Annotated in this window: 13 protein-coding genes; 3 read left to right on the top strand and 10 right to left on the bottom strand. The window is 60.0% G+C overall.

Going from position 1 to position 10,703, the window contains the following annotated elements; translation table 11 throughout:
- Positions 1 to 345, bottom strand: a 345-nt coding sequence (locus OK438_08885) for a cyclic nucleotide-binding domain-containing protein (protein MDA4125540.1), incomplete at its 3' end; no start/stop codon positions are given.
- Positions 346 to 461: 116 nt separating this feature from the next.
- Between OK438_08885 and OK438_08880 the strand changes: the two genes are divergently transcribed.
- Positions 462 to 2,426, top strand: a complete 1,965-nt coding sequence (locus OK438_08880) for an adenylate/guanylate cyclase domain-containing protein (protein ID MDA4125539.1) — start codon at positions 462 to 464, stop codon at positions 2,424 to 2,426.
- Here the strand turns inward: OK438_08880 and OK438_08875 are convergent.
- The 6 genes from OK438_08875 to OK438_08850 form a co-directional block, all read right to left on the bottom strand.
- On the bottom strand, positions 2,377 to 2,940 hold the full coding sequence (locus OK438_08875; protein MDA4125538.1) for a hypothetical protein: 564 nt from the start codon (positions 2,938 to 2,940) through the stop codon (positions 2,377 to 2,379). The two genes, OK438_08880 and OK438_08875, sit on opposite strands and share 50 nt — an antisense overlap.
- A gap of 242 nt (positions 2,941 to 3,182) precedes the next feature.
- Complete coding sequence (locus OK438_08870; GenBank protein ID MDA4125537.1) at positions 3,183 to 3,344, bottom strand: hypothetical protein; 162 nt, start codon at positions 3,342 to 3,344, stop codon at positions 3,183 to 3,185.
- Positions 3,323 to 3,601: a hypothetical protein gene (locus tag OK438_08865; GenBank protein MDA4125536.1), complete on the bottom strand. Its 279-nt coding sequence runs from the start codon at positions 3,599 to 3,601 to the stop codon at positions 3,323 to 3,325. Before OK438_08865 ends, OK438_08870 begins: the two co-directional genes overlap by 22 nt.
- An 81-nt stretch (positions 3,602 to 3,682) precedes the next feature.
- A complete protein-coding gene (gene msrB, locus OK438_08860) occupies positions 3,683 to 4,087 on the bottom strand; it encodes a peptide-methionine (R)-S-oxide reductase MsrB (protein MDA4125535.1) in 405 nt (134 codons plus the stop codon).
- A 46-nt stretch (positions 4,088 to 4,133) separates the two neighbouring features.
- On the bottom strand, positions 4,134 to 4,895 hold the full coding sequence (locus tag OK438_08855) for an ABC transporter permease (protein ID MDA4125534.1): 762 nt from the start codon (positions 4,893 to 4,895) through the stop codon (positions 4,134 to 4,136).
- Positions 4,892 to 5,845 (bottom strand): ATP-binding cassette domain-containing protein, encoded by a 954-nt coding sequence (locus OK438_08850; GenBank protein MDA4125533.1) that lies wholly within the window; start codon positions 5,843 to 5,845, stop codon positions 4,892 to 4,894. Before OK438_08850 ends, OK438_08855 begins: the two co-directional genes overlap by 4 nt.
- Positions 5,846 to 5,926: 81 nt before the next feature.
- On the opposite strand from OK438_08850, the gene OK438_08845 reads away from it, so the two are divergent.
- On the top strand, positions 5,927 to 7,228 hold the full coding sequence (locus tag OK438_08845; GenBank protein MDA4125532.1) for a TrpB-like pyridoxal phosphate-dependent enzyme: 1,302 nt from the start codon (positions 5,927 to 5,929) through the stop codon (positions 7,226 to 7,228).
- Here OK438_08845 and OK438_08840 read toward each other — a convergent pair.
- A complete protein-coding gene (locus tag OK438_08840) occupies positions 7,215 to 8,000 on the bottom strand; it encodes a hypothetical protein (protein MDA4125531.1) in 786 nt (261 codons plus the stop codon). The genes OK438_08845 and OK438_08840 overlap by 14 nt on opposite strands.
- A 106-nt stretch (positions 8,001 to 8,106) precedes the next feature.
- Between OK438_08840 and OK438_08835 the strand changes: the two genes are divergently transcribed.
- On the top strand, positions 8,107 to 9,009 hold the full coding sequence (locus OK438_08835; GenBank protein ID MDA4125530.1) for a ParB/RepB/Spo0J family partition protein: 903 nt from the start codon (positions 8,107 to 8,109) through the stop codon (positions 9,007 to 9,009).
- A gap of 19 nt (positions 9,010 to 9,028) precedes the next feature.
- On the opposite strand, the gene OK438_08830 is transcribed toward OK438_08835, so the two are convergent.
- The gene (locus OK438_08830) at positions 9,029 to 9,559 is read right to left on the bottom strand and encodes a hypothetical protein (protein ID MDA4125529.1); all 531 of its coding nucleotides are present in this window, start codon (positions 9,557 to 9,559) and stop codon (positions 9,029 to 9,031) included.
- Between the two features lie 77 nt (positions 9,560 to 9,636).
- On the bottom strand, positions 9,637 to 10,632 hold the full coding sequence (locus tag OK438_08825; protein ID MDA4125528.1) for a hypothetical protein: 996 nt from the start codon (positions 10,630 to 10,632) through the stop codon (positions 9,637 to 9,639).
- Between the last annotated feature and the right edge of the window lie 71 nt (positions 10,633 to 10,703).

The raw sequence follows: 10,703 nt of genomic DNA, 5'->3' as shown, positions 1-10,703 counted from the left end.
TGTCTTGACCAGGGCGGAGAACGCCCAGGAGGTGAGGGCCCAGCACTTCGTCGGCTGGGTCGCGACCACGTCCGCCGACCGAGGCTGCTCGTCGATAAGCGACATCTCCCCGAAGAACTGGCCCTTGGATAGGGTCGCGAGAACCTTTCCCCCCTTCTTCACTTCGGCCTTGCCCTCCGTGATAAGAAAGAAGCCAACACCCATGGTACCTTCGTTCACGATGGCGTCTCCGGGCTTGTAGGAAAGTTCCTTCCCCTGGGAGACGAGCGCCTTCCTGTTCTTTTCGTCGAGGCTTCCGAAGAAGGGGACGGAGCCGATCATCGAGATGACGTCGGGGCCTGCCATTCAACCCGCGAGAGGCAGTTGCTAATTTAAACCCACCGAGTCCGATTTGCAGGGATTCTTCCCAGATGCCGGCTCAACCTTAAAGTGGGGAGGGGCTTGTGACTTCTTCGAGGATCATGGAGAGCCAGGGGGAAAGGCGGCTGGGTGCCATCATGTTCACCGACGTGGTGGGATACTCCGCCATGGCTTCGAGGGACGAGAAGAGGGCGCTGCAGCTTGTGGGGGAGCACTCCGGTCTCTTGCAGCCTTTGTTCTCCAGGCACAACGGGCGGGTCGTGAAGTCTACCGGCGACGGATTCCTGGTGGAGTTCGCTAGCGCGGTGGAGGCAGTGACCTGCGCCGTCGACTGCCAGAACGAGATGGGGAAGTTCAACGCGGGAAGGAAGCCCGAGGAGAGGGTGGTAATCAGAGTGGGAATCCACGTGGGGGACATAGTTCATTCGGGCGGGGACGTGCTCGGAGACGCGGTCAACGTCGCGGCCCGGGTGCAGCCCCTGGCCGAGCCCGGAGGAGTCTGTCTGACCCGCCAGGTGGTGGACCAGGTGGAGAGGAAGGTTCCCTTCAGGATATCAATGATGGGCTCTCGCGAGCTTAAGAACATCGGGTACCCCGTCGAGGTGTACAAGGTGATGATGGCCTCGGAATCGTCCACCGGTGACAGCCAGAAGCTCGACCCCCACAGAATCGCAATCCTTCCCTTCACCAACATGAGCGCCGACCCCAACGACAGGTACTTCGCCGACGGCATGACCGAGGAGCTGATCTCCACCGTCTCCAGAATCGGAGAGCTCAGCGTGATCTCGAGGACCTCGGTGATGAGATACAAGGACACCACAGTCTCCATAGGGGAGATTGGGAGGGAGCTCTCCGCAGGCACCGTGCTGGAGGGGAGCGTCAGGAAGGCAGGGAACCGGGTCAGGATTACGACCCAGCTGATCGATGCGGGGAATGACAAGCACCTTTGGGCCCAGAGCTACGACCGCGACCTGACTGACGTCTTTGAGATTCAGGGGGACATCGCGGGTCAGGTCGCAGAAGCACTCAAGGTACAGCTCGTGTCAAAGGAGAAAGAGAGCATCGAGAGGCGCAGGACAGTCAACCCCGACGCCTACACCTTGTACCTGAAGGGGCGCTTCTATTGGAACGAGCGGACCGAGGAGGGTGTCAGGACGGCCTTGAAGTACTTCGGAGACGCGGTCAAGATCGACCCAAACTTCGCAATGGCCTATTCCGGCCTGGCGGACAGCTATTCGGTCCTCGGCGACTACGGGTTCATGCCTCAGGCCGACGCCCTGGTGCTGTCCAAGCATCATGCCCTCCAGGCGCTTGAGCTTGATGACTCGCTCGCGGAAGCACACGCCTCGTTGGGCCTGGCCCTCAGTCAGGAATGGGACTTCAAAGGCTCGGAAGCGCGGTTCAAGCGGGCCCTGGAGCTCAGCCCTAACTTGGCCTATGCCGCGCACTGGTACTCGCTCCTCCTTTTCAGCATGGGCAGGTACGAGGAGGGGTACCTGCTGGAAAGGCGGGCGTTCGACCTGGACCCCTATTCCCGCCCTATGGGTGGGACGGTAGCCCTCTACCTTGCCCTCAGAGGTGAGCGCCGCGAGGCAATCGATGTCCTCGACAAGCTGATCAGGACGAATCCTGGGTACGCCCTAAGCTACTATTGGAGGAGCTACGTCTACGTCTGTGAGCTGAACTATCCCCAGGCAATCGAAGATGCCAAGAAGGCGGTGGAACTGGAGGAAAACGGCGCCACGAAGCTCAATCTCGCCTGGACTCTGGCTGCATCTGGGGACATGGATGCTGCAAGCAAGATGCTCGATGAACTGCTAGCGGGGCCCGAGGGGGGAAACGTGAGACCTGCGGACGTCGGTTCTGTGATGCTGCTGGCTGGTCGGTTGGACGAGGGGTTTGCGTGGATGAAGAAAGGCATCGGGCAACGCGATCCGAAGCTGTTCGGCTTCGGCATAGCACCCCAGGAGAGGGTGTTCCTCAAGGACCCGAGGTGGAAAGAGATCGCGGATGCGGTCAGAGCTCTTGGCGCCGCGACCTGGCCCGTTCCCTCTGAAGCGGCCTGACCAGGATTTTCCGCGGTTTAGGACCCAGGGCCAGGACAGTCTTCTCGTAGTCGGACCACTTCACACCCAGCTTCTGGGCGACCATCATCTCTATCATCGTTGCGAAGTCGTGTTCGTCCCTGTAGGGAGCCCTCGGGTCGTTTCCTGGCTCGGCGTCGATGGCATGGATGCTTCTTCGTCTTTCAGCCTCGAAGTTCACGTCGAATGCGACCACCTCGTTGTCGGAGATGCCGTTCTTCTTGCAGAGCTCGTACTCGATCATCTCGTGCAGCGCGACGAGGAAGACGTATCTCTGGTCCTTCATCTTGCTGACCCTGATCTCCGCGGGTTTCCCGGGTATCCAGTCCCCGATGGTCTCGTACCTCTGCTTCCTGTGAGGGACCTGCGAAATCACGAACTCGACCTTGCGCTCTTTCTTGGAGACCAGGCCCTTGGGGCGGAGGGCCATGTGGGGGAGGCTGGCGGGCCTCCGGCCTAGGTGGGCCGAACCGCGGCGGGGAGAGAGGGAAGACAAGGGTTCTCTGGCAAAAGGCCGCCCGAGGCTCCCTAAGGGATAGACTGTCTAAACACGGCCCCTTTTTGGTGAAGCAATCTTGAGCCGCATGAGAGGGTCCGGGGAGAGGCCGGACAGAGGTCTCGATGGGGAGGTTATATCGGGAGGGACGGGTCTTCTGTTCTCTCATGAGACGGATTGAGGTCGACCAGGCAGCCTGGGATGGGCGAAAAAAGGAGGATGCAGGCCCTCCGGTGCTACGCTCAGGCTCTGGATTGTTTGTAGGTCGACCGAGCCAGCATGATTCCTGCGAAGCCGAGCAGGGCGCTCGTTCCCGAGAAGGACCCCTTTGAGACCCAGGCGATGACAACTAGGTCGCCAAGTACAGCCAGACCCGCCAGTATCATGATCCACTGATGGGCCATCTTCGCGTTCGTCTTGCGCCACATCCAGAGAACAGGTAGATGACCGCGAGGATGATCGCGCCGGCCGAGTAGAAGGTGCCAGGCCCGTAGCCGTTGGCCAACTGGAAGATCCCCACGCAGAGGAATAGGACGATGTTGACTGCGAGCCAGAAGGTGACGTCGTCTGCCAGGGGAATCCACTTCGCCATGGAATCCATCGGGCTCGAAGTGGCGCGGACGGGCTGTAGCAGGGGTGATGACTTATCAGAAGGATTCATTTGCGAGCCCACATGCTCGAGGTCGATATTAAGCCCCTGAAGCAGCCCAAGTCCAGTCGCTGGGCGGCGGGAGGCTCCCCACTAGGAGGACTTCGGCATGTCCTTCTCGTGGACGAGGGCTGCCGAGTTGATGCAGTACCTCAACCCCGTCGGCCTGGGCCCGTCGTCGAAGACGTGGCCGAGGTGGACGCCACAGTTCCCGCAGGAAACTTCGGTCCTTACCATCCCAAAGCTCCGGTCGGCGTCCTCCTTGATGCTGTCCTTGGCGACCGGCTGGAAGAAGCTGGGCCAGCCCGTCCCTGACTCGAACTTGGTGTCCGAACTGAAGAGGGGCGTCCCGCAGACGATGCAGTGGTAGGTCCCCTTGTCGTGGTCATTCCAGTACTTGCCGGTGAAGGCCATCTCGGTTCCCTTGTTGAAGCAGACGTTGACCGACTCCTTGTCGAGCTTCGCTTTCAGCTTCTCCATTTCTTCCTTGTTGAGCATTCAGAGAATTGGCTGGGACGCCGAGTATAAAGTTTGGGCCGGCGTTTCAGACGCGTATGCGACTGAAGGCGGCCGCGGCGAGGACGAACATCACGATGGTTTCGGCCGCCAGCACTCCTAGCTCTATCAGGTTGAAGGGAGTGAATGCCGAGAAGAGGCCCGCCCTGAACAGGTCCGTCGCGTAGGTAAGGGGGTTCAGGATGCTCGCCGTCCGGATGGCGGCCGGAGCGAGGTTGGCGGGGAAGAACACCGTCGAGACGAAGAGGAAGACGAAGAACGCGAAGGTCGAGACTATCTGGAAGGTCTCCGAGGACCGGAGGACCACCGAGATGGCTATGGCGAAGGCGCCGAAGAACATGGTGCCCAGGAAGATAGCCAGGAAGATCATAAGGGCGCCAAAGGGGGAGACCGATAGGCTGACGCCGAGGACTGGGAGGGCGATGAGGAAGACCAAGGAAGAACCGGCCAGTCCGATGAGGAGGGTAGCGAGGATTATGCTGAAAATGTACTGGGCGCGGGTGAACGGGCCCATCAGAATCTGTTCGAACATGCCGTTCTTCCTGTCGTACCAGAGCTGGGTACCAGCGTTGGTCCCCGAGTTAATCACGGTTAGGGTGACCGCTCCCGCCGCGAGGAACTGCGGGTAGGTCAGCTTGACTCCACCTACGTCGAAAGGGGGGATTATTCCCCCAAGGCCGAACCCCTGGACGAAGATGAAGAAGAGAGGGAAGATCAGCTCGAAGAAGACGGTTATCCTGTCCAGGTTCGCTCTCAGGTTCCTGTAGACGAGCCGGGCATAGACGTTCATCTTCCGTTCCCTCCTTCCGTAACCAGAGAGATGAATGCGTCTTCGAGGGTCGCCTCGGCGATGTAGATCGAGGAGACAGTAAGACCTAGGCTCTCAGACGCTTTGTAGATCTCAGGTATGACCACTTCTGGCCGGGACGTGGTTACCCGGTAGCTCCCTGACTCCTCCAGGGAGAGCTTCGAGACTGCACCCAGCGACCTGAGCTTCTCCGCCAGTTCCTCCGAGACCCCTTCGAGGAGCCCGAATTCGACTGCCTTGGTGCTCCCGAACCTGCGCTTCAGGTTCTGCGGGGTGTCGGTCTGAATTATCTTGCCGTGGTTGACGACCGCTATTCTGTTGCAGAGGTACTCTGCCTCTTCGAGAATGTGGGTGGTGAAGAAGATGGTGAGGCCGTCCTTCACTTTCTCCTTGAAGAAGTCCAGCACGTTCCTCCTGACGATGGCGTCGAGGCCCACCGTAGGCTCGTCGAGGAAGAGGAGGTCCATGTCGTGGACGAACTCGCGGGCGACCTGTAGCCTCCTACGTTGTCCGGAGGAGAGGTCCACGCAGGGCGTCTTTCTGAACTCCTCCATGCCGAAGCGCTGGATCAGTTCGTCGATCCTTCGTCTCCTCACAACCTTTGGGACGCCCCAGACGAGGCCGTAGATGTCCATGCTGGTCTCCGTCTTGAGGCCCTGGTCGAAGCTGTCCTGTTGCTGCACTACGCCGATGCGCTCGCGGATCTTCTTTCCCTGGGTCCTGACATCATGGCCTAGGACCGAGGCCTGGCCTGCGGTTGGCTGGAGGAGGGTAGTCAGAATCTTGATGGTCGTGGTCTTGCCCGCGCCGTTCGGCCCGAGAAAGCCGAAGACCTCGCCGCGGCCTGTTTCGAACGATATGTCGTCCACGGCCAGCTTCTCGTCGAAGCGCTTCACCAGGCCATTGACCTCGATGGCCAGCTCGCGGGTCATGGTCAACCGTCTACTCGGTGGTAATTAGACTAAGCGACACTGCGCTAGGTTTACAATGTACATAATTGTACATACGCCGCGATGGAGATCGACCAGATAATCCTCCCGCCCGACCAGCTTCCGAAGAAGTGGTACAACATCGTCCCTGAAATCCCGGGAGGCCTTCCGCCCCCAAAGGAGCCCGGGGACGGAGAGTCGAGGATGGAGGCTCTGAAGAAGCGGTTGGTGGGCGAATGCCTGAAACAGGAGGTGTCTACCTCGAGCTGGATTGACATACCCGACGAGGTCATGGAGCTGTACATCCACGCAGGGCGGCCCAGGCCTCTGTACAGGGCAAAGCGCCTCGAGGCGAAGCTCGGCCTCAAGAAGGTGAGGTTATACTACAAGAGGGAGGACCTGAGCCCGACCGGCTCGCACAAAGTCAACACTGCCATCCCTCAGGCCTACTACGCGGCGAAAGAAGGGAAGAGGATGCTGGTCACAGAGACGGGAGCGGGGCAGTGGGGGACGGCCCTTGCCTACGCGGCTTCGCTTCTTGGGCTTCGCACGGTCGTTTTCTGGGTCAGGGCCGTCTACGACTGGAAACCAGAGAGGAGAACCCTGATGCAGCTGTACGGGGCCAAGGTCTACCCGTCCCCGAGCGACCAGACTGCGTTTGGAAAGAGTCTCCTGGCGAAGGACCCCAAGCACCCTGGCTCACTTGGAATCGCGGTCTCCGAAGGGCTGGAGTACACTGATTTCGGTCCCGACAGAGCCTACTGCCTGGGCTCGGTCCTAAACCACGTCCTGATTCACCAGTCGATCATAGGGCTTGAATCGATCAAGCAGTTCGAGAGCGTCGACGACTCCCCCGACCTGGTCATAGGATGCCTGGGAGGAGGTTCCAACTTCGGAGGGGTCGCGCTCCCGTTCATGGGGGAGGTTCTGCAGAAGAAGAGGGAATGCGAGTTCCTGGCGGCCCAGTCTGAGGCAGCGCCGAACCTCGTCAAGGGGGAGTACAGGTATGACTTCGGGGACACGGCAGGGCATACGCCTCTGCTCATGATGTACACCCTGGGGCATGAGACTTCGATGACCCCGATCAAGTCGGACGGCCTCAGGTACCACGCGGCAGCGCCGATCATCAGCGCCCTGAAGAACAAGGGGTTGATCAGGGCGGTAGCCTATCCGAGCGATGAGATTCTTGTCTTCGATGCCGCGCGGATCTTCCTCGAGACCGAGGGGTGGCTCATCGCCGGGGAGTCGGCCCACGCCGTCAGGGCAGCCATCGATGAGGCGAAGAAGGCAGAGGCAAAGGGAGAGGAGAAGTGCATCCTCATGAACATCAGCGGCCACGGCTTCCTGGACATCGACGCCTACAGGAGCAAGGTCAAACTGGAATAGGCGCTGGGGACAGGGGCGCCTCGGGCGTCGGGATTGCCCGGAAGGCCAAGGCGGCCAGCATCTCTGGTATGGCCCAGAGCAACAGGGCCGCCCCGTATCCTGCAAACAGGGCCTGACCGAGGAACACATCCCCTGAAGGGTTGGGCGAGGTCGTTGAGAGCGCGTAGGCTAGCACCGCCTCGAAGAAGACGACTAGGAGTATCACCCCGCCCGCTATGATTGCGATAATCCTTCCCCACGCGGCATATCTGAAATATCTCACCCCGAAGATTCCCTTGGCGGAGAAGAAGCTCACGATCTCGGTCACCACGAAGCTGACGGCGACGATTGACACCGCGACCCCGAGAAGCAGAAACGTCAGCAGCGCCCCCAGGAATTGTGGAGTAGGCGTCTGGAGGGTCGAGCCTGCAGAGGTCAGGACCAGGGAGGTGGACGGCGAGGCGGGGACAAGGTTCAGGAAGCCGGCACCGAGCCAGAGGACATAGGCAGCCCCGCCGATTGAAGTGATCAGCCCGAAGACGCCGGTCACCTTGAAGAGGGTCGAGCGACCGCCGCGTCCGGCACTGAACCAGGCCAGGCCCACAATGGCCCCAGGCGTCGCGACGGCGAGGGTCGTGAGATAAGAGACCAGGTGACTCAGGGTTGGATTGGCGACTGAACTTGAAGAGCTCGTCGCATAGGTCGCACTGGTGTAGAAGAGGGATAGAGCCAGGGCGACAAAGACCACGGTTTCGCCCGCGTAGCCCCATTTCCCCAGGGACCGGAAGTCCATGGTGAATCATGTGAGGGGTTCGATATTTAACGAATGGGCGACGCTTCGGCATGATTCCTGATGTCTGGATACTTTTAAGAGCCTGCGCGGCGAAACTCGATGCAGGTTGGCGAGGTTCACCACCGCTCAGCAGGGCTGGAAGGAGCAGACCGGGACAGTGATGCTGGTCGAGATTTCGAAGCTTTTCGTAGGGAAGACCAACGTGCGGAAGACCCCAGGGGAAGTCGGGGACCTGGTTGATTCCGTCAAGGAGAAGGGGATTCTGGAGCCAGTCCTCGTCCGGCCGGTTGGCGGCCGCTACGAGCTGATAGTGGGGTCGAGGAGGTTCGAGGCGGCCAAGATTGCCGGGCTGAAGCGGATGCCTGCGGTCGTCAGGCCGATGACGGATGAAGACGCGATAATCGTGTCGCTGGTGGAGAACATCCATCGGAGGGACATCGAGCCTGAAGAGGAATACGATGCGATGACTTCCCTGCGCAAGCTCAACCCGCGCGTCTATGGGACGGTCGAGCAGCTCTCGAAGGCCATCGGCAAGTCGAGGAGGTACATCGAGGACAGAATAAGCGCTGTCGAGGCGGTGCGGAACATAAGGAGGGAGTCGGGTTCAGACATCACTGTGAAGCAGTCACCTCTGGCCCAGGAGAGGAGGGAGGGGGTTCTGCCGGTCAAACACGCTACGTTCCTTCAGAGGGCAGAAGAATCGCCTTCGGTGCAGGATCTTCCGAAGAGAGAGCGGGTATCCAAGATGCGGGAGCTGGCGGAGACCATAGCGCCCCTTCCGGGGCCCGAGGCGGAGAGCGTGGTGAGCCACTTCGTGATGGCACCCCAGAGGCCCGTCGAGGATATCAGGAAAGAGATCTCCTACCTGCATGCGGTCAAGCTAGATCTCCTTCTCGACCCCAGGGTCGCGGACGGGCTGCGCAGGGCCGCAGAGGAGAGGGGGACGACCATGGAAGCGATCGCGTCGCTGGCGATTCATTCCTGGCTGAGGCAGCAGCACTACGCCTGACCTTGGGAATCGCTGTCGGCTATCCGGTTACGAGGTAGGCGAAGTAGTAGAAGACTCCGAAGCCTACGATTATGTTGACGAACCAGAGGCCCCAGGCCGCGATCATCACCCTCCTGAAGTTTTGGACTTTGAGCCTCTCCGGGAACTTGCTCCAGCGCATCCTGAGCACGAGATACACGCCCAGAAAGGCCGTCAGGCTCCCGATTCCGACCATGAAATCGATGAGGTACCAGTGAGGGTTGACCGTCCCGAAGGTCGTGTAATAGCTGGGATAGCCTCCCGTCCCATAGTCCAATCCCGCATTGGTGTAGAACCATCCGAAGAAGTAGTTTGGTATCATCCATACCACAGCTCCCAGACCGGAGAGAATGACCGCCGAGGTCATCAAGTTCTTGTGCCGCCATTCCATCTTTGCACCGTCTTCCTTTCCCTGGGCGAAGGCCTTGTGGGTCTTGATGGCGAAGCGCAGCCCCAGCAGTATGATCGCTAGGGAGACGACCTGAATTCCGAGATTGAGCTCTGCCCCAAATGGGATACTCGCCACGGCCAATCAACCGGGTATCGATGACAAAAAGCTTGAGCTTGAAACAAAGAAGGCGGCGAGCGGGTGCTCGCCACTTTTACAGCTCATGGATAGGGGTTGGATGATGCGACGCTGAAGTACAGGAAGAGGTTGGTGTTCGTAGGCGAGTTGTCGCTGACGACGTTTACGCCGGGGACCAGGACCTGTGCGTTGGGTCCGCCCAGGGTGTTGTAGATGGGGTCGTTCTGGGTGCTGTTGGCGTTGGCGTTAGCGGTAGTGTGAGTCGCCATGGCCTTTGCGATCGCCGAGAACGAGGTCAGGCAGTTGCCTGTCGCGCTGGTCGCGTTCGAGTTGACCAGCTGGTGGCACTGGCCGGTAGCGCCGTCAGGCATGATGTTGGGGTCGAAGACCAAGACGGTGATGACATCCCAGGGGATGCTCGGGCCGCCCGAGTAGTCGACTACATGGTCGTGAGACGGGGTTGGAAGGACGCCTTCAGGGAGCCCTCCGTAGCCCTGGTAGATGCCGATGTGCTGTTCGACTGCTGTGAAGTATGGGGAGTAGATCAGTGTCGGATGGTCGGAGCACGCTGCTGTCGACCCGCCGGCTCCGCACTGGGTGAAGACGAGCTGGTGGTTGAAGGTCGGGTAGCCCTGGCTCGTGGCGCCAAGGGCTGGTACCCCGAAGATCGAGAGCCCTGCATAGGCCGGGACCAGGATGAACACCGGTGCCGCGTTGGCCAACGCGGTGCTGTTGCCTCCACCTACCTCACAGGCCGTCTTCGCTGCGGCTAGGTTGGCTTCGGTCTGGTTTGTGGCGTACTTGGTCAGGGCCGGGGTGCAGGTGTAGTCCTTGGTGTAAGCGAACGTGACAACCTGGTTGTTGTAGAAGCCTGCGCTGGTCATTCCGTTGAGTATCATGGAGACTGCGACTGTGGTGCGCGTCGATGTGGTCGATGTTGTGGGTGTGGTGCTCGTGGTGGAGGTACCGGTCTTTGGCTGATAGAGGTAATAGGCCCCCGCGGCCACGACAAGGACGACCACGACGATTCCAACGAGTACTGTGGTAGAAACTGCGGTTCTGCGTGGAACGTTTTCCATGACTTGCACATCCTCTGAGTTTCGTATTTAGGGAATGACCCAATTCTCACCCAAATCTTTGCTCGACTTGG

Source organism: Nitrososphaerota archaeon, from assembly GCA_027887005.1.
Taxonomy (GTDB): Archaea; Thermoproteota; Nitrososphaeria; order Nitrososphaerales; family Gagatemarchaeaceae; genus UBA183.
Note: the sequence above shows the minus strand (reverse complement) of the source record. Positions and strands in the feature narration are given on the sequence as shown.

What these genes read in the sequence shown, in the direction of transcription:
- OK438_08880 (MDA4125539.1), top strand. Translation starts at nt 462, where the DNA reads ATGGAGAGCCAGGGGGAAAGGCGGCTGGGTGCCATCATGTTCACCGAC.
- OK438_08870 (MDA4125537.1), bottom strand. Translation starts at nt 3,344, where the DNA reads ATGGCCCATCAGTGGATCATGATACTGGCGGGTCTGGCTGTACTTGGC.
- OK438_08865 (MDA4125536.1), bottom strand. Translation starts at nt 3,601, where the DNA reads ATGAATCCTTCTGATAAGTCATCACCCCTGCTACAGCCCGTCCGCGCC.
- msrB (MDA4125535.1), bottom strand. Translation starts at nt 4,087, where the DNA reads ATGCTCAACAAGGAAGAAATGGAGAAGCTGAAAGCGAAGCTCGACAAG.
- OK438_08855 (MDA4125534.1), bottom strand. Translation starts at nt 4,895, where the DNA reads ATGAACGTCTATGCCCGGCTCGTCTACAGGAACCTGAGAGCGAACCTG.
- OK438_08850 (MDA4125533.1), bottom strand. Translation starts at nt 5,845, where the DNA reads ATGACCCGCGAGCTGGCCATCGAGGTCAATGGCCTGGTGAAGCGCTTC.
- OK438_08845 (MDA4125532.1), top strand. Translation starts at nt 5,927, where the DNA reads ATGGAGATCGACCAGATAATCCTCCCGCCCGACCAGCTTCCGAAGAAG.
- OK438_08840 (MDA4125531.1), bottom strand. Translation starts at nt 8,000, where the DNA reads ATGGACTTCCGGTCCCTGGGGAAATGGGGCTACGCGGGCGAAACCGTG.
- OK438_08825 (MDA4125528.1), bottom strand. Translation starts at nt 10,632, where the DNA reads ATGGAAAACGTTCCACGCAGAACCGCAGTTTCTACCACAGTACTCGTT.